A 24,631-nucleotide genomic window follows, 5' to 3' on the forward strand; every position below is an offset into this window, starting at 1 on the left:
CCAACTCTTAATGAATTGAGAGAGAATGTGAAAATTCTTTAATAATAAGGACTTACTAGATATTACTTAAATTAAGAAGCGGATCACCCTGTAAGTGATACCAAATAAGGTTTTCGAGCGCAGCTTCTCTATCATCAATATTTTCAAGAAGATAGGTCTGACCTTCAAAAATAACGTCAATCAGGCGCCTCATATTATTTTCACTTACCGCCTTATTAATTCCGATGGCCATAATTGCAGGAGGGTCCCAACTAATATCGACACTGCCGCCGTAGTAGGCCACGGCGCCAGAGTTCTGGCCATATCCTCGAATAAACATCTCCCCCATTCTACCTTCATTGCTATAGCGCCCATTTTGGCAAGCAACATCTATAACCACTGGCTTGACCTGCTCGCTACCAACTCCCTCTAAATCAGAGACGAGAAACTCTCTCCCATAGACAGATGGCCACTCAAAACCTGTTCCATGCCCAATATAATTTAGCCATATACTTCCCTCTTCGAGTTGAGAGACAATATTATCTGCACTGCCACTACTCTGTCCTTGGAAAAACTCATGGGACTTCCAAGAGAATTTTTCTTTGAGAGGGCGATGCATTTCACGAACGTATTCAACATCATCGGGGGCACTCCCCTCATCTGAAGCGATAGCAATCATTGAGCTCGAACCTGTCTTACTTGCCCATGACTTATTTTCAAATTCAATTGTCTTATTGATTACAGACTCGAGTTCTTCAGTTGAAGAGACAGAGAGTCTTGCGTAGAGAACATCTGGAATCACGTCTTCTTCACCGTCCATTGTGTAGTAGAAAATATCTGTAGGAGTTCTCGAATCAAATTGAGTCGCAGTGTAGTGAGTAGGAAACTCTTCCTCATGGCCTATGATCAATGCATAAGAAAATTTCTCACTTTTATAAAGATTGTGAATATATTCTTTTACTAGTGCACTATCGTGACCAATATCTTCTAGTGCATGTAATCTGACTTTAAAGCCTTCGCTCTCTCTTAATTCTACTAATCGAGCTAGTGACTGTTGATACTTTCTCTTTGAAAAAATATGATAATTCTTATCACTTGCTTTTAGAGAAAAAGTTTTAAGCTCACTCTTTGAGGTTATTGAAACTTCCCCCTTAAGTACCACTCTTGTTCCCTGAGCATGATTATAGGCAAAGGGATAGATTGATATTCGAGTAATCTCTTTGCCTTTAAAGACACCTAGAGATTCTTTAAAGACGTGAACTAGTTCACTCTTATTGTAGGATTCATCGTTATAGTCAGCTGAAAACTTCCACGGAACAACTTCACAGCGACAAGGCATTTTCTGCGCTGGAGTTGGAATGAGGTTATCAATAACCTCAACCTTCAATGCACTTAACTCAACTTTAAAATCTTTGGGTGATCCTTCAAAGAGAATTGACTTAAAAGGAAGCGAGGCCTCTCCTACGCTCTTTGAATTGAACCAATTTTCTAAATTAATCTCTTTAAAAGAATATGGTCTCTCCAACTTAGACTCAGTTATCACCAGATCAGATTTTTTGAAATTCCAATTTAAACTTGTAGTACGGGCTGACTTTCTTACCTGGGTCAACTCAACTTGTGCCAAGGTAGGCAGTGCAAAGAGTAGTAGCACTGTCGTCCACATAGACTTCGTCATATTTCTTCCTTTGATAAGGGTATAAATACAACTCGGATGAATGAAAGTTCCCCCTAAGCCAGGTGCCCCAGTGAGCACAAAAAAGGCAGAATCTTCCAAAGTTTTTCACAAGTTCTATGACGCAAGGCAATCTATAAGGTTAAAATTAAAGAAAATATTACAGATTCTTAAATTTCTGAGGATTTTTAGGAAATCCTAACTGACATTATCAAATATTCCATGATAAATAGGCCTAACAACAAAATTATAACTTATTGAATTGTTTTATATTTATAAATCTAGGAGACAACACATGTTTACAATGAAGAATTCAACACTTCTTCTTGCGCTTCTTACGACGTTATTCGTGGGATGTGTAAAGGAAGACAAGCTTGGTTCGGCCAACAACCCGGTTAAGCTCTACTTTACACCTTCAGTTGACGCCGACACTATTGCGTCTAACTCTCAAGAATTTATTCAATTCTTAGAAAAAGAAACTGGTCTTTTCTTTAAGACAGGTATTCCAACAAATTACATCGCAGTAGTTGAAGCTTTCGGTTCAAAGAGAGCTGACATTGGTGTTATGAATTCATTTGGTTACATCCTAGCACACCAAAAATACGGAGCAACTGCAAAGCTAAGAGTTCTTCGTTATGGACACGACTACTACCAAGGTCAAATTATTGCTCACGTTGATAGTGGAATCACTTCTGCAAAAGACTTACAAGGTAAGAAGTTTGCTTTCACTGATCCATCATCAACTTCTGGATATATGTTCCCACTTAAAATTATTAAGGATAACAACGTAGAGCTTTCAAATACAACATTTGGAATTAAGCACGACAACGTTGTAACTATGGTTTACCAAAAGCAAGTTGATGCTGGTGCGACTTACTACTCTGCTCCTTCTGAAGATGGAACAATTAGAGACGCAAGATCAAGAGTAAAAACTCAATTCCCAGATGTTGAAGACAAAGTAAAAATTGTAACAATTACTGAGAAAATCCCAAATGACCCATTTGTTTTTAGAAAAGACTTAGACCCAGCGATTACGACAAAGTTCATCTCTGCTGTTAAGAAATTCTTAGGAACAGAAGCAGGACAAAAGATCTTCAAGAACATTTATAGTGTTGAAGGTTTAGTAGATACAACTGATGCTGATTACGATGGACTTAGAGCTATGATTAAGTCTGTTGGAATTGATATTGAATCAAAACTTAAATAATAAACGGAAGACACGAAATGCTTAATGTTAAAGATTTGCATAAGAAATACCCAAATGGAACACACGCTCTTAAGGGTGTTTCATTTGATGTAACACCAGGTGAGTTCTTAGTAGTAATTGGACTTTCTGGGTCAGGAAAATCAACTCTCCTTAGATGTCTAAATAGACTTCATGAGCCAAGTCACGGATCAATCTCTTTTGAAGGAAGTGATATTACTCACATCAAAGGTCAGCCTTTAAGAAACCTAAGATCAAATATTGGGATGATTTTTCAACACTTCAACCTAATTCCAAGAAAGACAGTTATGACAAATGTTCTCTCTGGTACACTTTCTAGAACGGGAGTTTTTAAATCTATCTTCGGTATCTTCTCTGAAGAAGACAGAGAAAAGGCCAAGAGATTTATCAAAATCGTAGGTCTTGAAGGAAAAGAAAATCAAAGAGCAGACAATCTTTCTGGTGGTCAACAGCAGAGGGTTGCAATTGCTAGAGCACTAATGCAAAACCCAAAAGTTCTTCTTGCCGATGAGCCTGTAGCGTCACTTGACCCTGCAACTTCACACTCGGTTATGCAATACCTTAAAAAAGTTAATGAAGAACTAGGTGTAACAGTTATCTGTAACCTCCACTTCTTATCACTTGTTAGACAGTACGCTTCAAGAGTTATTGCGCTAAAAGGTGGAAAGTTAATATATGAGGGTCAACCTTTAGATATTGACGAGAACTGGTTTAAAACAATCTACGGTGAAGAAGCTGTAGAAGTGACAATTGACTAAGTAGAGGGAAAGATATGTCGACGTTAACACAAGAAATTATCCCAGGTGAAAATAAAGGCCAAGGCCTAAAGAAAGTGAAGAAAGTAGCAAAAGCATATGCTATTGACCTCTTCCTTTGGTCTTATTTAATTCTAGCTTCATGGAAAATTGTCTATGAGAAAATTGTTATTGGCGCTAGATATGCTGAGTTCACTTGGAACCAACCACTAATAGCTATTGGTTTAGGAGCCGTTGTTGCTCTTGGACTATTTTTTACAAGAATTTCAATTGGGAAAGCTGTTTCAGGACTTTATGAATCAAGACCAGAGAAAACAGTTCTTTCAGAGCCATTTACAATCTTAGGATATGTTCTACTTGTAATTACATTTATTTCTGGGATCTTTATCTCACAAGTAAGTATTACTGAGTTCTTATCTCAAAGTGGTCTTCACGGTGCGAGAAGAATCTTTACAGCTCTTTTCAATCCTAACTTTGCTATTATTGAAGATGCTCTATTTGCAGCAATCGAGACTATTTATATGGCCTTTATTGCAACAATCGTAGCACTTCCAATAGCATTCTTATTGGCATTCTTTGCTGCAAGAAACCTTATGAACGGATCTAAACTTACTATGGCAATCTATAGTATTGTAAGATTCTTCTTAAACGTTTCAAGATCAATTGAGCCACTTGTATGGGCGATCATCTTCTCTGTTTGGGTTGGAATCGGGCCATTTGCAGGTATGTTAGCGCTTTGCTTACACTCAATTTCATCTCTATCTAAGCTTTACTCAGAGCAGATTGAGAATATCTCTAACGGACCAATCGAAGCAATGACAGCGACAGGTGCACACCCAATTCAAGTTATCTGGTTTGGTGTTGTTCCTCAGATTGTTCTTCCTTACCTTTCTTTTACAATCTATCGTTGGGATATCAACGTTAGAATGGCAACAGTAATTGGTCTCGTAGGAGGCGGTGGTATTGGTACAATGCTTATGCAATACCAAGGTCTAGCAAAATGGAACGAAGTAGGACTACTCGTTATCATTATCGCGGCCATCGTTTGGATTATGGATTACCTTTCTTCTAAAATTAGAGAGGCGATTAAATAATCAAATTCTAAAATTTTAATAAGAGAAGGCCCTAGTAATTAGGGCCTTTTTTATTTCTTAATAAGAGATCTATAAGACTTAGATTGAATAACCTTCTTTAACTGCTCATTGAAATCTTTCAAATCAATTTTATCTTTCTTCTTAAATGCAAAGCCAACATCCATTGCTTTCTTTGCCTCTAAAATAGATTTAATTTCAATCTTGAATTTTGAGGCTATAAAGTGTGCGACTTTCTTTGGCATAATTGCAGCGGCTACCACACCGCTGGCCAATGCCTTCATACACTTCTCCTTAGTTTCCATATAAACCATACGAATAGGAATCTTAGAGAGGTTTACAATTTCATATTCTAAATTGGAATCTTTATCCCCACATACTACTCGCGCGCCCAAGTGTTTTAATTTCTCTATTTTGCTATTGGCGAGAACGATGAGGGCAGACTTTCGAGTGTATAGAGTGTCGGAGAATTTGAAAATTTTTAATCTACTTGGCGTCTTCTCCATCCCAATTAAACAATCAATACCACTTGTATGATAGAGCTCAGAAACTAAATTATCCCACTTATCTGATGAGAGAGTAATTTTATGAGGACCAATTTCATTGAATATTTGAACAAGTTCCACATCAAGGCCTTTCATTTCTCTCTTCTCTAGGTATTGAAAGGGAGCATAACCCTCTGCCATCGAACATTTGAACTCTTTAGTAAGAGCTGGAGTAGAAAGGATAAGAAGGAATAGGGCCAAGATGTTGAAATGCATAAGCTAAGTCTAAACTAAAAGAGATTAGCTTCCAAGTTAGTGTCACTCTTGCCGCCAACGCAGTGTCCCAATGACACCAGTTCAATTTGATACTGAACTCCGGACGTAATATTAATGACTTATGTTGTTTCATAGTAAATGAAATTTGGCATGGCACTTGTAATATAAATAACAAACAGATCAAAGGAGTTGGTCGATAATAGCGGAAAAGGAAGTTCGCGAAGGAAATCCCAAAGACTGGGGGCCTAAGGAGCACGCTATGGAAGTTTTAAAAGCTATATTATTTACGACAGTAGTTATCTTTGCTGCAACTGAAATGTCACACGCTAAGATTGAAAAGATCTCAGTAAAGAGAGTCAGCCCAATTACTAAGGCCGCTGGTTTCCAAACGTTTCACGGAAAAATCCTAAGAGCAGGTGATCTAGAAAACTCTGCACATAGAATTGTAAATGCTGCTGAAGTTATTAAAAAAGATTTTATAGAGATGAAAGATGGAGAAATCTTTTATCCAGAAGAAATAGAGTATGTATTTCAGGTAAAAGGTCCTGGTCATACTTCAAAAGCTCCAAAAGAAGATGAGAGAGCACCACAAGATAACGATTCAAATTAATCTTCAACCTAATCCTTGAAGTAAATTGCCAAAGAAGGCCGAAGTTAATTCTTCGGCCTTTTTTTTTTTAATGTAATTGATTTGAGTTATTCTCGCTTTCTTGATTAGCGACAAGAGGAATACTTTCTTCATTAGCTACAATAGAAACACTATCCACTTCTTCCATTGAGTTTTCAAAGTAACTTCTTAGGAAAGGAAGTTTAGCTAGAAGTCTCCATGAGTCTCTCTGAATCTCTAAGAGAGAAGGCAGAGCAAAGAGAGTTAAACAAGTTGCAAATAATAATCCCCACCCCATAGAAAGAGCTAAAGGCCTTGTAAAGCCACTATCTCCACCTATTCCATAGGCCATAGGAAAGACACCACCTAAGGTTGTAATTGAAGTAAGAATGATGGCCCTAAAACGACTGACAGCACCACTTAGAATATCTTCACGAGTTAGAAACCAGAGTTTAGATTTCTTTGAGTTTATAGTCGTCACCATAATCAATGAGTCATTAACAACAACACCGGCCATTCCCATAACACCTACCATTCCCATAACGTCGATAGGTAGAGAGTGGAAATAAAATGCCCAAACAATACCAATGAGACCAAAAGGAATTGCAGTTGCAATTATGAGAGGTTGAACAAAGGATTTCAAGATCAGAGCGAGAACAAAGAGAATGAGGAAAATACATGTAATCAACATAGATGACATTGCTTTAGAGTTTTTGGCTTCTTGAAGGTCGGCATCTTCTAGAGCAAAGCTAAGTCCTGGAACACTACTTTTAATTTCAGGAAATTTCTCTTTTACATGATCAGCAATCTTCTCTTTCTTTAAAACTTTCTCGTCATAGGTTAAATCAAAATTCAAGGCCCTCTTTCCATCTTCATGATGAATCTCTTTAAGAGAAGTCACCTTCTTCCACTCTCCAATGTTCTTGAGTTTAATAATCTGACCGTTTCCAATATTAATAGAGAGATTTCCTAATTCATTGAAAGATAATTTCTTTCCGTCATTAATATAACCATAGATATTAACGACCTCTCCGTCATGACGATATTCTTTGATATGAGACTTTCTAATAAACCCTTGAACCTTAGAACTTAAATCAATTGGGTCTATACCATAGCTATAGAGAACTTCTTTATTTGGTATGAACATCCAAGTTGTAGCAACAAGTCCAGGGTCAATATAAACTTCTTTAATTCCTTCGATTGTAGAGAAAACCTTCTTCACTTCATCAATAACAAATTGATCTCTGAGCTTTCCTTCAATGAAAGTTGAGAGTTTAAATGTGTTTTCTTTCTTATCGTCATATCCTTCTTTGGCAGATTTAACACTTAAGACCTCAAAATCATCTGTTTTAAGGGCGGGTAACTTCTGCTCAAGTAACTTAATAATCTCTTCTTTTGATTCGAGAGCGAGATCATCAGTTTGAGAAAACCTTATATTAATTCCACCATAGCGGTAACCTATTTGCTCAACACCATTATACCAATTGCGTCCAATCTGAGTTGTGACATAAGCATACTTATCTTTATCAATTGTTTTTATTAAATCAAATATCGGGAGAAGCTTAGACCTTGTCTCTTCAAGTGCATCAGATTTCTTTAAAATAAAATCTACTTTTACTCTTTCACTACCAATTCTTAAATTAAACTTGAAAGGAACTTTTTCTTTTGTAATAACGAATGTTCCAATAAGAGAGCCTACCAGTAGTGTCAAAACAATATATCTCCACTTAAGTGCGATAGATAAAGAAGCTTCATATAATCTTGTCAGTTTATTAAAGATTGAGAACTTCTTCTCTTTAACAGGAGTTTTTACAAAGTGAGCAAGGTGATTTGGTAGAATGAAAAAGCACTCTAGTAAACTCATAGTAAGAGCTGCAATAACAACCCAAGGAATGGCCACTAGAACATCCCCTACCCCTGACTTTGAGAAGAGAATAGGTGCAAAGGCTATAATTGTCGTGAGAACAGTGCCAAAGATAGGCATCATAGTCTCCATTGAAGACTCAATGGCGGCATCTCTAGGAGTCATTCCCTTTTCAAGTTTCTGCATATAGAGCTCAGAAACAATAATAGCATCATCAACAAGAATACCAACAATCAGAAGCATACCTACGACTGAAATTAAATCAATATTTATATCTAAGAGTCTAAGCACAGTGAAGGTTGCCAAGTAAGAAAGAGGTAATCCAAAGCTTGTCATCAGAGAGCTTTTAATTCCAAAGAAGATAAAGAGAATAAATACAACGAGAATACCACCCATGATACCGTTAGAATTTAGAACCTTTAATTGTTTTTCAATGAAAGACGGTCCGTCTCCAGTTAATAATATAGATAACCCTTTAGGAGCAGACTCATTGATATTAACAAGCATTTTTTCTAAGTCTTCTTTCATTGTAATAATATCAGAGTCGATATCTTTAAAGAGAACTAAAACAGCTGCAGGCGCACCATTAGTGAAGCTCACAGTCTCTTTCTCAGCAATCTTATATTCTACACTTGCGATATCTTTAACTCTTAAAACTTTACCACTTGCATTTGCATTAACAATTGTCTCTTCAATGTCTTTGATACCATCTACGTCATTATCAATCTCAACACTAACCTCATTACCGTTCTTAGTTATTGTCCCTAGTGGTAAGAAAGCAAAGCGGCGCACTATATTTTGAGTCAACTCATTGATATGAATTTGATATCTGGCCAATTTTTCTTGATCAAATTGAATATAAATCTGAGGCTTCGATGTCCAATTTCTAACCTCAACCACACCGTTAATTTTTCCAAGTTGCTTTTGAATATCACTCAGCCATTTTTGATGACGAGAGTTATGCTCATCGAAATTTAAAACTGAGAGAGTCGTAAACCAAAAGCTTGAAACTTTATTGTTAATAACAGATAGATTTTCAGTTTCATTTGGAAGATCTCTTTCTAGGTTTAGAATAATGGAATTGACTCGCTCGTAGAGGTCATCAATATCATCTTCCTCCATAGAGTCCTTAAGTCTCATATTAATAGACATAGAACTTGGAGATGATGTTGAAACCATCTTATCAACTCCTGAGAGTGATTTGATAGCGTCTTCTATTGGTGAAGTGAGGTATTGTTCAACCTGATAAGGAGTCGCCCCTGGAAGTGTTGCCGAGATGGTAATTCGCTTGTCTTTCCATTGGGGTATCAAGTCTCTTTGCATAGAGAAGAAGGAGATTAATCCGACAACAATCATACTCAAACTTAAAGTGTTCACAATGAAACTATTATCGACAAAGTAGCTTACTATCTTCTTCATTAGGACTCCCATTATTAATGGTCTAAACTATCAATGAGAGATATTGATAGACAAGCTAAAGGAGAGAATTTACACACTTATTTATCGGTATAATCTTTTTCGCTAAAAATCATACTCATGGCGATACGGACTCCATCTACAGCGGCAGAAGTGATTCCACCAGCATGTCCAGCACCCTCACCACATGGGTAAAGACCAGTGTGAGAAACCGACTCTAGAGTATGCTTATCCCTTAGAATTGTTACAGGAGCAGATGTTCTAGTCTCAGGTGCGAGTAAGAGAGCGTTCTTTGAAACAAATCCACTCATTCTTCTATCAAATTGAATGAGAGCATCTCTAAGGTGTGATGAGACGAACTCAGGAAGAATCGTGTTGAGTTGTGCCTCCACAATACCAGACGGAGTCGATGTTTTAGGCAGTGCAGTTTTACCAATATTTCCATCTAAGAAATCTCTCAACGTCTGAGCGGGAAGCTCCTTACCTGTAGCTAGCTCACAAGACTTCTCATAGGCCTTCTTTTCAATCTTTCGTTGAAAGTCTAGACCATTTAAAACTTTATCAGTGGTAAAGTCTTCTCCGCCTTTAACTGACACAACAAGAGCAGAGTTCGACCATCTTGAGTTCCTAGCATAATTACTCATTCCATTAACAACTATTCCGTCTGCATCTGTTCCCGAAGAGAGAACATATCCCCCGGGACACATACAGAAGCTATATGTTCCTTTATGAGTGGCCTTATTTTCGTAACTAAGCCTATATCTAGCGGCACCAAGGTAACTACCAGCAAAGTCCCCATATTGAATGCGATCAATCAACTCTCGTGGGTGCTCAATTCGAACACCAACAGAGAAGTCCTTAGCGGCCATTGAAACATCATGGTCCTCTAAGTGCTTATACATCTCTTTAGCAGAGTGTCCCGTTGCTAGAACGACTCTATCAGAATAGAGAGATCTTCCGTCACTAAGCTTAACCCCTTTAACAGACTGATCTTCGTAGAGAAGCTCATCTACTCTCGTATTATAATAAATCTCACATCCACTCTCTATTAGAGAGTCACTGATTTTATTGATGAGCATTCTAATTTTATTTGAACCTAAGTGAGGATTTGAAATATAGGCCGTTTCCTCAGGAGCACCAAAGTCTACGAGCCTATTCATCACATATTGAACATAGGGAGACTTCACTCTTGTTATAAGCTTTCCGTCACTAAAGAGTCCGGCACCACCCTCTCCGTAACAAACGTTATTCTCAGTATTGAATTCACCATAGCGCCAATATCTTGCAATATGCTTCATTCGCTTATGGGCCCTCTCACCTCTCTCAATGAGAATAGAAGGAATTCCGTATTCGGCCAGGCGAAGAGCACAGAAAAGTCCACCAGGACCAGCTCCAATGATAATGGGCTTATTTTTAAATTCACCTAAATCTTTAAAGACTTCTTTCACACCAGAGAATTTCTCACCAGCGCGAATAACTTCTATATGATAATTATAGCGAGGACGCTTTCCTCTATTTGATCCTCTCGCATCTAATGCCTTAGATAAAATACGATAATCCACCATTTTTGGATGGCGCTTATTTAAATAATTTTCCACGTCCTCTTCAAAATCGAGAACAAATTGTATTTTTTTAGACATAACTTCTCTTATCATTATCTTTGCTAACTGTCGGGCAGAGGGTATAATTTATAGTATAAATATACGAATTTAGGAAATTTTTATGAAATGTGCACTACTCATTATTGGCGATGAACTCCTGGCCGGAAGAACCAGAGATCTCAATGGGCATTGGCTATCTACATACCTACCAAGTATTGGAGTAGAGCTTTGTCAGGTAAAAACTATTAGTGATGACGAGAGCGCTATAACCTCTTCCCTTGATGAGCTGTATAAGAGAGTGGATATTGTTATTACAAGTGGAGGCCTTGGCCCAACAAAAGATGATATCACCAAGAATGTTTTGGCAAAGTACTTTGCTAAAGATTTAACCTTCAACGATTTCTCAGTAAAATTTATAGAAAATCTTTATTCTAAATTTGATAGAGAATGGAATACTCAGAAAAACTCATACCACTTCTTTCCAGAAGGCTTCACTCTTGTAGATAACTTAAATGGCTATGCACCTGGACTAAGTTACTTTGAAGATCAGAAATTACTCTTAAGTGCACCAGGGGTTCCGAGAGAGTTTTCATCCATGGTTTCGAACTCACTAAAAGAGTTAATCTCAAAACACTTTAAAAGAGATGACCTTAAGAGCTTTGAATATTTCTCTATAAGAACCAAAGGTGTTCCAGAGGAAGTCATCTTTAGAGATCTCTGCCCAGGACTTTGGGAGAAACTAAGTGCGATTGCGAAACTAAGCTCTCTACCTCACCTCTTAGGGATTGATCTCGTTCTCTATTTTAATAGTGATCAAAGAGAAGAAGTCATTCAGGCCGCGACTAAAGTCATTTCGGATTCACCGCTAAAAGACTTTGTATGGCAATATGGGAATCTAGAGCTTGAAGAGTTGATAGTAAAAGAAGCGATAGAAAAAAATCTAACTCTAGGGTTTGCGGAATCGTGCACAGGGGGCCTCAGCTCTTCTAAAATTACTGATGTCGCAGGAGCATCGAAAGTCTACTACGGCTCCATTGTCAGTTACGCAAATTCAGTCAAAGAAAATATTCTTGGAGTAAATCCAAATACTCTCTCTAAGTATGGAGCTGTCAGTGCACAATGTGCTAAAGAGATGGCCGTTGGGGCTCAAAAGTCACTTGGATGTGATATCGCAATTTCTTATACTGGGATCGCAGGTCCAGGTGGTGGCAGTAAAGAAAAGCCTGTTGGAACAGTTGGAATTGGTTGGTCGTGTGCTCTTGAGCAAGACTCAGAAATTATTTACCACAAGGGCTCGCGCACCGATTTGAAAAATAAATTTTCTAGAAGTGGGCTCTTTAAATTGCTTGAGTTAATACGCCAGTATAAATAATTACTACTGACACCAATCTTAAAATAGACAATATAACTAGGGAGATTTTTCTCTTTAAGATATTTTTTTATAAATAATATAATATTATTCCATGAAGAAAATTTCTCTAATCACATTACTAATTTTAAGTTGTAATCTTTTCGCTCAAGTTAATAAATCTATTTCTGGCCATATCTTTATAAAAAAAGAAATGAGCCTAGAGACTGCGCTTCAGTATCACGTTGGAGTTCCAAAAGTCTTATTAGAGAATAAAGACTTCATAAATAAGATATACGAGAAAAATCCATCCTTGATAAAAGGTAAGAAAATAAAAAAAGGTACCAAAATATTTATTGAAATCCCCTTTAAAACAGAGCTCTCTCCAATAAAAAAGGAAATAAAAGAAGTCACTGATTCAAAAAGCCAGTTGATTTTTGCCTATAGATATACAATTGCTTCTTATAAGGACGAAATCGGTAGTATAAGTGCAGAAGGAAATCAGTATTACCCTCTCTCCATAGAGTCCGAGTTTGCGTATCAACTAAACCGGAATTATAAACTAATAACAAGAGCAAGCTTTTCAAAAGCTGAAGAGCTTAAAACCTCTCTCTCCTCGCATGGAATTTCTCTATCTTCTGAGTATGAAGTCAATACAAAATTAAGTTTTAATAAGTTTGATATCCCTCTAGTTCCATATATTCAGCTTGAGTATGAAAGGCTCTCTACTCTTAATACAGATCAGATCGTTCAAGGTGAAGCTGTAAGACATAGAGACCATGGTCTAGTATTTGCGTCCATCGGTCTTTCCAGATCGTTTGTCCTACTTAATCAAAGGCTAAACTTTGAAACTGGCATATCACAAAGTGTTTTCAGTAGCTCAAAAGATCGGGGTAAAGATCTTTCTGGACAAAAGTTCAATCTAAGAATTACAAAGCCAGTATTGGATAGAGTTTCTATACACTTCTTATTCAATTACTATTTTCTTAATGGCCCTTCCGATATCTCCATAGCCCGTTACGGCCTTGGTGCAAGCTATAGAATATTCTAATATCCAATTCCAGCTTAATGTGACTTACAGAGTCTAATAAATTTAAGTAAAAAGTTATATTCAAGCTTAAAAAAATATAAAATATTCCGATTATATTATTAGTCAATTAAACTGAAAAAAGAGGATGCCACTATTAATCAAATTATAAAGTTATCATGTATGCTTCTTACAGTTTATTTAACATCTTGTACGGAATCAAGGGTTGAATTCAAAGGACTAAATAATAAGGTATCTGGTGCACAGACAAATCGAGCGCCCTCTCTTTCTGATATTTCAAATAAAATAGTAACAAGTGGTTACCCTATTACGCAAATTGATGCAAATGACGATGGAGATGACCTAGATATAGATAACGATATTATAACTTATACTTGTTACTACGACACTGTTGTTGACTCTTCCGTTACAAATACAACTCTTTGTACAACTCTCGCAGGTATTTCCTTTAATATTAATAATGGAAAATTAAATTGGACTCCAAACTTTAAACAACTCGGTGTCTATGAATTTATGATTACTGGATCAGATGGAACTCTAAGAAATAGTCAACTTTTTACTATAACGGTAGAAGGGGAAACGATATTTACAGCATCAGATGCAGAGACAGGAGATCAATTCGGCAATAACATTAGTATCTCAGGAAGCAATATATTAATTAGCGCTTCGATGGATGATGATAGTGGAACTAATGCAGGAGCGGTGTATCTGCTTCGAATCGATCCAGCAACTGGAAATTATATTGAAAATAAAATCACTGCTTCAGATGGAGCAGCAAATGATAACTTTGGTAGTGGACTTAGTATCTCAGGAGAAAATATTCTTGTGGGAGCATATCGAGATGATGATACTGCAAGTAACTCAGGTTCTGCCTACCTTTATCGACCAGACCCTTCGACTGGTAATTATATTGAAACAAAAATTACTGCCAGTGACGCTGCCGGAGGAGAATACTTTGGAACAAGAGTTAGCATTTCAGGGCTAAATTTAGTAATTGGTTCACCTGATGCCACAGGTAATGCAGCAACTTCTGGTGCTGCCTATTTCTATCGCCCAGATCCTGCTACCGGTAATTATGTTGAAACAAAGATTGTGGCCAGTGATGGAGCAACAAATGATAAGTTTGGAACAAGTGTAAGTATATCTGGTGACAGTTTATTGATAGGTTCATATAATGCCACAGGTAATGTAGCAACTTCTGGTGCTGCCTATCTCTATCGCCCAGATCCTGCTACCGGTAATTATGTTGAAACAAAGATTGTGGCCAGTGATGGAGCTGCTAGTGATGGATTTGGTAGAGTAGTAAATATCTCTGGAGATAGGTTAATCGTGTGCTCACCTTTCGATGATGACGTCGCAAGTAATACGGGCTCAGCTTATAGCTACAGAGTTAACCCAAGTACAAACGTTCTTGTTGAAACTAAACTCACTGCATCTGATGCTGCAGAAAATGACTTTTATTGTATTAATGCAAGTAACTCAGGAGATCGTATTCTCATAGGCTCGTACCGACATGACGGCGAATTTACAGACTCTGGAGCAGCCTATTTCTATCAAATTAGCCCAACAACAGGGAACTATGTTGAAGCAAAAATAACACCTTCTGATGGTGCTCTAAATGACTACTTTGGCATTAGCATAAGTATCTCAGGGGATAACTCAATAATTGGATCTAGTAGATATAATTCATTTCAAGGTAAAGCGTATCTCTATGAACACTCTACAACGAACAATGAAGAGATAATTTCAGGTTCAGATACTGCTACTGAGGATAGGTATGGAGGTAGTGTAAGTATTTCAGGAGATAGCATATTAATAGGTGCTAGAAATGATGATGACAACGGAAATAACTCTGGTTCAGCATACCTCTACCGCATTGACCCCGCCACAGGGAATTATGTAGAAACTAAAATTATCGCATCGGATGGCACCTCTAACGATAGTTTCGGATATAGCGTTAGCATCTCCGACAACAACTTGATCATTGGTAGTAATGGAGATGATGATAATGGTTCTAATTCTGGTTCAGCCTACCTCTATCGAATCAACCCTGTCACAGGAAACTATGTTGAAACAAAAATTACTGCATCTGATGGCGCCTCAAGTGATAATTTCGGCGTTAGTGTAAGTATCTCAGGAAATAATATTTTAATTGGTGCATCTTACGATGATGACGGGGCCATGAACTCTGGGTCAGCTTACTTATATAGAATAAATCCTACGACAGGAAGCTTAGTTGAAACAAAAATTACGGCCTCCGATGGAGCCCTAAATGATTACTTTGGCGATAGTGTAAGCATTTCAGGCAATAATCTTTTAATCGGAGCAGCGTACGACGACGATAAAGGTTCAAGTTCAGGCTCTGTCTATCTCTATCGTATAGACCCAGCGACTGGTAATTATAGTGAAACAAAAATAACTGCATCTGATGGCGCTGCTAATGATTACTTTGGTAAAAGCGTTAGTATATTTGGAAGCAACCTATTAATTGGAGCAGCAATGGATGACGATAATGGTTCTGAGTCAGGCTCAGTTTATCTATACCGTCAAGACCCAACGACTGGTAATTATAGCGAAACAAAAATTACTGCATCTGATGGAACTGCAAACGACCAATTTGGAAGTAGCGTTAGCATTTCAGGAACTGACATTTTAGTTGGTTCCTATCTTAGAGACGACAATGGTAGTGATTCAGGCTCAGCCTATCTCTATCGTTTAGATCCCGCAACAAATAACTATGTGGAAACTAAAATCAGTGCCTCTGATGGAGCGGCCAATGATCATTTTAGTAAGAGTTTGAGTATTTCTGGAACAAATATTATAGTTGGGTCAGATCAAAAAAGTACTAATGGAGCAGACTCAGGAGCGGCTTACCTTTATCCAGTGCTTGACCTTTAGGATTACAAAACGATGAGTTCAATAAAAATATATATCACACTATTCACTCTTGCCATTATATCCTCTTGCAACAGGGAACCTGATAAAGAAAAAGTTTTATCCCCTCAGAAAGGACAAGCTGATATAGCTTCCTTAAAAAAGAAAATAGTATTTGAGCCTAAGAAAGGAGATATATCCCCTAAGGGATATAATTGGGTTCATTTTGATCTTGCATCCTATTACTCTGGAGCACTTTATGAGCACGGTCTTAAAGGACGCTATAGAGAGTCTGTACTGATAAAAAAAAGAGAGAAACTCTTTTCCTACTTGAAGGAGAATGCAAATGTACAAGAAACAGATTTTAAAAATTGGAACCAAAAACATCAAACCTCTTTTCTTATAAATACCTACCATGCAAGCTTACTAAAGTTAATGATTAAAAGAGAGTTTAAAAACTTAGACAATACTCTATATGATGAAGAAGGCTCTATTCTCATATTTGATAACAAGTATAGCATTCAAGAATATATCCAAAATATTTTTCTAAATTATGTCAAAGACCCTAATGTTGCTTTTACACTAAAGTGCTTTGAAAAAAATTGCCCTGAGTTTAGAAATACAATTTATAATTACAAAAATGTAGAAACATTAGTTAAACAATCTGCGATTAGATACTTCATAGATAAAGACAAGGAAATTATCGCAAATGGAAAGGTTAAACTCCCCTATCTGCAAAAGCTTTTCTCTCCGATTCTTCCCAAGGACCAAAAAAGTTTTAAAATCTATATAGAAGATTTAACTAAACCAATCACTAAGAATGCTAGACTTAAACTAAACAAAGAAACTTCAATCTCTAAGTAATCGCCTCATTTAAGTGCCTATGTAGTCATATCTGCGTGCCTGTAACCTATTGAAAAACTGTATAAACTTTAATCTCTGAGATACACGACTCTTTTGCTTTAGAATAAAGGAGAAACTTACCTATCTAGGTAGAAATAAGGAGATGACTCTTTAGATAAGCTTAATTATTCCGATAGGTAAATGGTAGGAATTTGTAGAGATGAAACAAAATGGATTTTGGACATTATTAAAAGTGATGATTATAGCGAGTTTACTCGCTCTAGGGTCCAGTTGTGTAGAATCTGGAAGTGGAAATAAGCGCAAGGGTTCATCTAACTCGACATCAGAGGGCGGAGAATCAAGTACTCCAACAACTCCAGACTTCTCAAGTACAAGTAACTTCTTTCAAGAGGGTGCTACACAATCAGAGACAGGTATAACTCTTCCTGTAAACTTCACTGATCGCTTCTATCTTCGTGGAGCTCAAATAGATTTCTATATTAAGAATGGAAATACAACTTCTACAAAGTGTTTAGTATTCTCTTACACGGATAATACAAACGTTTTTCTAGTTACCACTGCAACACCACAGTACTTCTACAATTTCTCTACTAATACACAAGAGTACTACTTTCTCATCACGCCAGGAGATGACAGTAAGAACAGAACTTTCTGCCAAACTCCTGGAGTACAAAGCTCTCTTTCATCAATAGATGCAAGTAAGAGCATTGTCTATGATCTAAAAAATGTATGCCCTACCTGTTCAGCAGGTCTCTTCCAAAGTGTTGGAACAACTCTTCTCTCAGATGCTGGAAATATTGTTAACGATGTTGAAGTGTCATCGCTTAAGCTGACATTTTCAAATACTAATAGTAACCCTGGTGATCCAAATATTACTTGTACGAGTTCTAGTGCTTGTGCAGTACAGGGATTTGACTGTTGTGTTGAAGGGCAATGTGTAAATGATAAATCGATTAAGCCTAGTGTAGACACTAGTGACGCTGATTACTTAGCGGCCCTTGCTGCTGTTAATTTAGATCCAAGTTCATATAGTAGCTACCCACAATACTTCTATATGTGTCCAATTGTTATTACACCTGAACCAGATGTACCGCCAATTACTGATCCAGCAAATACAGCTCAAGAGCGCTTAGAACTTCTCTATGAACTTTATAAATGTACTACTCCGCAAGAAGGTGAAGTCTCTTATTGTACACTTACAATTGATGATATTTCTTCTAAGTCTCCTACTGTTTTTACAGGGGACGACGATAGAAACTTTAATAGTGATTACTACGGAACAGTAGGACTACCAAATCATTCAATTCATGAAATTACTTACGCTGGCCAAGACTACTTTAAAGATGGTGCCTATGTTAGACCAGGAATCACAATAGGACCTGGTGGAAATCTTTCAGGGAATGATACATTCACTGACCCACAACAAGTGAACTTTGCAGTAACGCCAGCGGCGGCCAACGATATTTTAAAAGTTTCTTATAAAATTGACGGTAGTTGTACAAGAGTTGGTAGTACATTGGCTAAGTGTGAAAAACACTATGTACAAGGACAGAATTTAGGTAAGGCCTCAGATCACTTCCCTGCATCTCAGACCTTCTTCCTACCTTATTATGCAGATGGAACAAGAACAATCTCAGTGACTGTTGACGATGCCATAGTTCAAAACGGAACAGATTGGGTTGCAACAATCTCAAGTCCATCTTTTGTTGAGTTTCAATCTAGTTTCCAAATTTTTGATACTCAAAAAATCAAATTAACTTACTACGTGGATCTTGATGCCTTTCCTGTATTAAATAGTAAATTAGTGGCACTTGAGCAAATTGGTGAGATGTGTGAATGTCCAGATCTAAGTTGTTCACTTAAGCCTGTTTTACAAAATGGTACAAATCTTATTCAAGACTTTATCTGTTCTTACCCACAGCCTGATACTCCTGAGCCACCTCTTCAACAAACTGTTGTCTTAAGTTCAAAAACAGTTCCTGTTAGATTCTTCGATCAAGACGGTGGAGTTGAGCATCAGAATGTTACAACAGAAACTCCTGAGCAAGAGGGCCTTGTTTTTGAGTATACTAATGGTGACTTAACAAAACCAAATAACGTAGATAACTATATTGGCTTCAATGAGATCTATGGAAGTATTAGTGGAAAAGTTGGAGCAGCAAAAGAGGCAAAAGAAGTTATCGTCAAAAAAGGAAAGACTTACGATATTTTTGTTAACACAGGAACTTTCTCTAGTTGTTACTACTGTGGAACAGACTACTTTAGTAATTTAGCAAAAATATTCCCAAGTAACTTTATCTTTAAAGGTGGTGGCTACTCCCCTGATCCATTTGCTACTAATGCTGAATCTTCTGAGATGAGGGCCCACGACTTAAAATTTGGAAGGGCATGTTTTGTTCCAGCGACAATGATTCCTTTCTCTCACGTTCCTAAAGCAGATAGACAATCACAACGTAGTGATAGAATGGCCACTCAACACTTCTATTTTGCCAATGGTTATCAAAGAGATTGGTATGGATTTGACTATGGTTCTGTTATTGGATCGTTTGACGGTGTAACGTGGTTCTCTGTAGGAAACCAAAGAAGAATCAAGGCCACAACCAATAGACTGTACCTTGCTCTTAACGCTTACTACGGAGATGTAACACTAGAGAGTAGCTATAGTGTAGATGTGAGTGATGCTTCTACCACTCCAAGCTCTGGTTCATTTATTCAAAATGATTACGAGAGTGACGGTGCTGAATGTCAGAAGTTTCATGCTTGTAATACAGATGCTGACTGTGCTTCGCAGTTAGGTTTTGAGTATGCTTGTGCCAATGTCAACTCAATGCAAACGCCATGGCCCGTGTTTGATCAAAATGGAAAAGAAATACCTGGACAGCAAAACTTCCTAAGAATGATTGCTCTTAGTGGAACAACAAATGGTCCGAGTAAGAGATGTGTTTATAGAGGAAGAGGAGCTGCTTGTCAGGAGAATTATAATAGTATTGCAAATGCTTCTGATACATTTAATAAAACAGATAACTCTCGCCTATTCTCATGTTCTGCGAATACTTATTGCCAAGCATTCACTGATCCAGAGAAAAAAGAAAAATTTAATACTAGAATTTCTAGATATGCAAAGTCTGCAAAGAGTCTTATTGCTTCAGAAGTTCTAAATCCAGAAGAAGATGATACATTTGGGCTCTCGACTAAAATACTTGGTCGTCCGCTACATTACAATGGAACAGAGGTTATTACTGACCAAGTTCTCACAAATATTGAGCAAGTTAATGTTGAAGGACTTTGTATTCCTGGAAAGAATGTAGATGCACAAATTGTTGAGAATCAAAACGGTACCGTTCCAGATATTATCCATCTAGGAGATAAGGTTAATGGTATAGGAATGACTTCTTCCTCTATCAATTTGGCGCAACCTAATTACTTGAGTTCATGCCCAGTAATGGATCAAAGTGGAAATTATATTCAACATACTACATACTCTCAACTCTCCAATACTGATGCAACCATTGCAGCACTTGCGGGAAGTCAAAATGTTTCGACCAATTCATTGGCCACATTCAATGCCATTGCAGAGCTTGCAAAAGACTTCGATCTAGAATTTATAAATTCAAAATCATTACAACAAAATAGATGTCTAAGAGCACCTGGAGCAAGTTGTAGTAATAATTTTGAGTGTGCGGCCAATAAGTATATTACTGATAAGACTTTATCTATTTCAAATGGCTCTGACGTTGGGGTATTAGATGATGAACTCACATTTTGGAAGAGTACTCTAGTTTGCTCTCAGGAAACTCCAAAAACAGATCCTGATTACGATCCAAAGAATAATAGATGTTGTCGTTTAATAGGAAATAAAATTACAATTTCAAGTGAGGTTTATAACGACCCTACTTCACCAAATACAAGTGCAACACCGGGTGTAGATATCCCTATTAATGACAATAGAAGATATACGGCCATTGCTCCAGCTATTGATGATATGGCCCTCAATCCAACTAATTACCCACAACTTCTTGTTGCTGAGGCAGATGGAAATAATAGGCCATCATCAGCTCTAAAGAGACAATTTAATACATTAAATGAAGTTGCCCAAAGAACTTGTTGTAGTGCGAACTGGGTTCGTAACTTTGACTCTTCAAATGGCGGTGGTGGACACAACTGGGCACCAAGTAAGATGCAGAATATTGATAAAACAAATCTTCGCTGCCTAAACTGGGCACCAGGAGCACAGAGTGGATTTACATGTGCATCTACTGATGAGCCAGATGATCCAAATTGTAATATGAGATCTATCTCTAGTTCTGAGGCAAATATTTACTTAGAGTGGTTTGCAAAGTTTGAGCTCCTAGGTGTAGGTCAGATCGCTATTGAAGATAGTACTACTCCTTCACTTAGATGTTCAGTAAACCCATCAAACTCTAGTACAGATGGATCAGCGGTCACTATACCTGGTTTTGTTAATAACCTTACGACTACTGAATACGACGGAGATAAATTAGCAGGAAATGATTTAAATAACTTCCAAGGAAAGAAGAAAGTCTTCTCTGAAAATGAGTTTACATGTTGCCAACCTCTTGGAACAGAGATGCCAGACGGTTCAGACCCAAGTTATTGTTGTTCAGGAAATATCAATCCTGACACTAATAAGTGTGCTCTTAAGAACTATACTAACCTATCAGTTTACTTTAATAAGTATATCTCTTCTGAAGCCAATGGACTTGCTGATAATTTAATTGATGAAGATACTGGCTATATTAAGAGTGCTTCAACAGTTCAACAATTGGCCTGTCAAAAAGATGCTTGTGCCTCTGGGTTCGTAGGATATGGGATTGCTCATACAGACTTAAAGGTTCCAGGACATGAGGCAAGTGATAAGCAAGTGAAGAGATTCATTGATGGAAATGATCTAAGTAATGACTTCAATGGAAAGGCAAAAATTTTCAATGAAGGTCTTAGATGGAATAACCAAGTTTACTGTATTCCAGAAGAGTTAGCTCAAAGTAGTGGTGACGTTCTTCAAATCTTTAACTGCGCTCAGTAATTACAAAATGAGAATCACTAATAGTGCAATAATAAATCTATAAATTGCAAATGGCAGTAATCCAATTTTCTTTATGAATTTTAGAAAGTAGTGAATTGTTAGAAGTCCAACCACAAAGCTAACAAAGACTCCCATAAAGCAGCTCATGAGATTAAAAGCTTCATTTCCTTTCACAATCTCTGGATACTTTAAGAGTGCTCCTCCAATGATAAGAGGAAGAGAGAGTAGAAATGAAAATCTAGAAGCTTCATTTCTTGATATAGAGAGAAATCTAGCAGTTGTCAGCGTAATCCCAGATCTAGAGACTCCAGGAAATAGAGCGAAAGATTGAAAGATCCCAATAAGAAGTGCACTTTTCCAACTCTCCTTTTTGAGTAACTCACCCTCTTCTCTCTCTTTAAACTTAACATCACTTATCCACATCAATGCACCAAAGAAAACTAGATTAAAGGCAATGAAGCTATTATCTCTTCCATAGTTCTCAGCAAAATCTTTCAAGCAAAGAGCAATTACACCAGTTGAAAAAGTTGCAATAATCATATGTAGGGAACTTCTCTTATCACTAGTCATTGGGGACTTAAAGTCCAGTAAGAGAAAAGCATTCTTAATTAATTTATAAATATCACGGTGAAAGTAGCACATTATGGCCAGAGCAGTTCCCAAGTGCATTGCCAAGTCAAAGCTAACACCAGGATCTTTAATAGTGAGAATACTAGGTAGAAGAGCGAGATGACCACTGCTAGAAACGGGGAGAAACTCCGTTAAACCTTGTATGATCCCATATATTGATGCTTCAACTATTCCCATTTATTTAACCTCAAAGAATTCTTTATTTTTAGTCGTAAGAGCATCTTTTAAATTCCCCATCAGCCTTGAGAACTTTTGACTAAAAATATCCTTCTCTTTTATTTTTACTCTCGCATAATTATTTAAAAGAATTAAGCGATTAGAACTTGCTATGAGAGAATTAATGAGAGTAGTATCTCCCCTTTTCATTGCATCTCCACCTAAGTCAAAGAAATATGAAAATGTTAGTTTCTCTAAGTTTTCTCTTTCATTTGACTCTATCTTTAAATCACTAAAGTGATCTAAGATAGTAAAAGCGCTAAACTTCTCTTCTTCAATACTTTCTTCAAATACAGAACTATAGTCGAAAAACCATTTACTCGCACCCAGAAATCTTTTCTTAAAGTCCTCTCGAGCAAGTGCATCTTTTACTGAAGTTCCCCATTCCAAAGTAATGACACTGCTATTCAATGTTTCTATCGGAATATAGGATTCTTTGTAGTTCTTGGTCGAGTCATCTATGCTCTCAAAACTCTGTTTAAAGCGCAGAAAGTTATAATTACCAAGAGTCACCATATCGACTGTCGGTGCGACTGTTGAATCCACTAGAGAAAGTAAGAGGTTTCTCACTTTTATTTTTGATGAAATAAATGGTCCGCCACTGAGGACGTTGGAGAGCAATGTCTGAAAAGATATCTCAAAAGATGATTGTATTAACTTCTTCATCTCCTCACGAGCGATAGGATTTAATAATTTATTATCTCCATAAGAGGAGTCATACTTTTTAATAGCGTAGTATTGAACTCCCCTATTAATCACCTTATCAAGTTCTGGATAGAAAATATGAAATAAAGGATCGTACTTGCTTGCGATCTGTATGACTTTGTATAGAGAGAACCTTCTCTTTAGTCTCATATCCCCTTGAACTTCTCTTTCAAGGTCATGGATAACCAAGTAAGGTCTAATTCTCTTCTTATTCTTTTCTCTAGTTATTTCAAAAGAAGGAATGAAAACAAGATTACTATCTTTAATGGCACTGAACGAGCTCATTTTAAAGCTCTCACTTGGGTAGTGCTTAAATTTTGAGAAATCAGTTCTATTGTCAATTTTCTCTAGCTTTACTTTTGAAAAGGCGATCTCTACGCCGTCTACAAATGTCATATTTTGAAGTAGCGGAGAACCAATAGCGATAAGTAGAACACCTATAAAAATAATAGGTGCAATCAGTTTGGATAAGATATTGCTCTTATATATAAGAGGAGCAGCGGAGAGAGTTTCTTTTATAGTCTTCTTTGACTTTAGAAGAATGAATGGATCAGTTAAACTTAGCGGAAAGATTAACTCTAAAAAACTTCTAAGTCCCCCACCAATTCTTGACCAAATAAATCCTTCTTTATTTTTAAGACCAAAGATGAGTTGAGAGAATGATCTTCCAAAGATGATACTGGTATAGAATCTCCAAGAAGTTGTGAGTAGATAAATTAAGCAGATATTTGACCAGATATTTGAATTCGTTTCAGAGAAAGAGAGATCCACAAAGCGCTGTATGATTTCCTCTCGTACACTAATGAAGACATCAAAAGATAGTAGATAGTTAAAGAATACAATTGCTATAAGAAAGTCTGTAAGCCATGCAATCAAGCGAATTATTAAAATATTCATATTATCAGGTAGTTGGCCCAAAAACTCTTAAATA

General features: G+C 37.1%; 15 protein-coding genes. 9 read left to right on the forward strand and 6 right to left on the reverse strand.

The features are described from left to right. Positions 1-55: 55 nt before the first annotated feature. Positions 56-1,654: a C25 family cysteine peptidase gene (locus tag BMS_RS09270; RefSeq protein WP_044557464.1), complete on the reverse strand. Its 1,599-nt coding sequence runs from the start codon at positions 1,652-1,654 to the stop codon at positions 56-58. Positions 1,655-1,946: 292 nt separating this feature from the next. On the opposite strand from BMS_RS09270, the gene BMS_RS09275 reads away from it, so the two are divergent. The 3 genes from BMS_RS09275 to phnE are packed head-to-tail and all read left to right on the forward strand — an operon-like array spanning position 1,947 to position 4,725. Next, positions 1,947-2,858: a phosphate/phosphite/phosphonate ABC transporter substrate-binding protein gene (locus tag BMS_RS09275; RefSeq protein WP_157765742.1), complete on the forward strand. Its 912-nt coding sequence runs from the start codon at positions 1,947-1,949 to the stop codon at positions 2,856-2,858. A gap of 17 nt (positions 2,859-2,875) precedes the next feature. Next, entirely contained in the window at positions 2,876-3,634 is a 759-nt protein-coding gene (phnC, locus tag BMS_RS09280) for a phosphonate ABC transporter ATP-binding protein (RefSeq protein ID WP_014244556.1), read from the forward strand. Between the two features lie 14 nt (positions 3,635-3,648). Next, complete coding sequence (gene phnE / locus BMS_RS09285) at positions 3,649-4,725, forward strand: phosphonate ABC transporter, permease protein PhnE (protein ID WP_014244557.1); 1,077 nt, start codon at positions 3,649-3,651, stop codon at positions 4,723-4,725. 50 nt (positions 4,726-4,775) lie between these two features. Here phnE and BMS_RS09290 read toward each other — a convergent pair whose 3' ends face one another. Then, positions 4,776-5,483: a transporter substrate-binding domain-containing protein gene (locus BMS_RS09290; RefSeq protein WP_014244558.1), complete on the reverse strand. Its 708-nt coding sequence runs from the start codon at positions 5,481-5,483 to the stop codon at positions 4,776-4,778. A gap of 259 nt (positions 5,484-5,742) precedes the next feature. On the opposite strand from BMS_RS09290, the gene BMS_RS09295 reads away from it, so the two are divergent. After that, positions 5,743-6,093 carry a hypothetical protein gene (locus BMS_RS09295; protein WP_014244559.1) on the forward strand — a complete coding sequence of 117 codons (351 nt, stop codon included), beginning with the start codon at positions 5,743-5,745 and terminating at the stop codon, positions 6,091-6,093. Between the two features lie 67 nt (positions 6,094-6,160). Here the strand turns inward: BMS_RS09295 and BMS_RS09300 are convergent, their stop codons facing one another. Both BMS_RS09300 and BMS_RS09305 read right to left on the reverse strand, forming a co-directional pair. Beyond that, a complete protein-coding gene (locus tag BMS_RS09300) occupies positions 6,161-9,373 on the reverse strand; it encodes an efflux RND transporter permease subunit (protein WP_044557465.1) in 3,213 nt (1,070 codons plus the stop codon). Between the two features lie 77 nt (positions 9,374-9,450). Next, positions 9,451-11,010: an NAD(P)/FAD-dependent oxidoreductase gene (locus BMS_RS09305; protein WP_044557466.1), complete on the reverse strand. Its 1,560-nt coding sequence runs from the start codon at positions 11,008-11,010 to the stop codon at positions 9,451-9,453. 82 nt (positions 11,011-11,092) lie between these two features. On the opposite strand from BMS_RS09305, the gene BMS_RS09310 reads away from it, so the two are divergent. The 5 genes from BMS_RS09310 to BMS_RS09330 all read left to right on the forward strand — a co-directional run bounded on the left by BMS_RS09310 (position 11,093) and on the right by BMS_RS09330 (position 22,149). Next, a complete protein-coding gene (locus BMS_RS09310; protein ID WP_014244562.1) occupies positions 11,093-12,343 on the forward strand; it encodes a nicotinamide-nucleotide amidohydrolase family protein in 1,251 nt (416 codons plus the stop codon). Positions 12,344-12,434: 91 nt separating this feature from the next. Further along, on the forward strand, positions 12,435-13,370 hold the full coding sequence (locus BMS_RS09315) for a hypothetical protein (protein ID WP_014244563.1): 936 nt from the start codon (positions 12,435-12,437) through the stop codon (positions 13,368-13,370). A gap of 159 nt (positions 13,371-13,529) precedes the next feature. Further along, positions 13,530-16,265, forward strand: coding sequence for an FG-GAP repeat protein (locus BMS_RS09320; protein WP_014244564.1), 2,736 nt, complete (start codon positions 13,530-13,532; stop codon positions 16,263-16,265). Between the two features lie 12 nt (positions 16,266-16,277). Beyond that, complete coding sequence (locus BMS_RS09325; RefSeq protein WP_014244565.1) at positions 16,278-17,105, forward strand: DUF547 domain-containing protein; 828 nt, start codon at positions 16,278-16,280, stop codon at positions 17,103-17,105. 199 nt (positions 17,106-17,304) lie between these two features. After that, positions 17,305-22,149 carry a hypothetical protein gene (locus BMS_RS09330; protein ID WP_014244566.1) on the forward strand — a complete coding sequence of 1,615 codons (4,845 nt, stop codon included), beginning with the start codon at positions 17,305-17,307 and terminating at the stop codon, positions 22,147-22,149. Here the strand turns inward: BMS_RS09330 and uppP are convergent, their stop codons facing one another. Together uppP and BMS_RS09340 are read right to left on the reverse strand one after the other, a co-directional pair. Continuing rightward, complete coding sequence (uppP, locus tag BMS_RS09335) at positions 22,150-22,956, reverse strand: undecaprenyl-diphosphatase UppP (RefSeq protein WP_014244567.1); 807 nt, start codon at positions 22,954-22,956, stop codon at positions 22,150-22,152. Then, positions 22,957-24,597, reverse strand: a complete 1,641-nt coding sequence (locus tag BMS_RS09340; RefSeq protein ID WP_044557467.1) for a hypothetical protein — start codon at positions 24,595-24,597, stop codon at positions 22,957-22,959. Positions 24,598-24,631 lie beyond the last annotated feature (34 nt).

This window comes from Halobacteriovorax marinus SJ, from assembly GCF_000210915.2.
Classification (GTDB): Bacteria; Bdellovibrionota; Bacteriovoracia; order Bacteriovoracales; family Bacteriovoracaceae; genus Halobacteriovorax; species Halobacteriovorax marinus.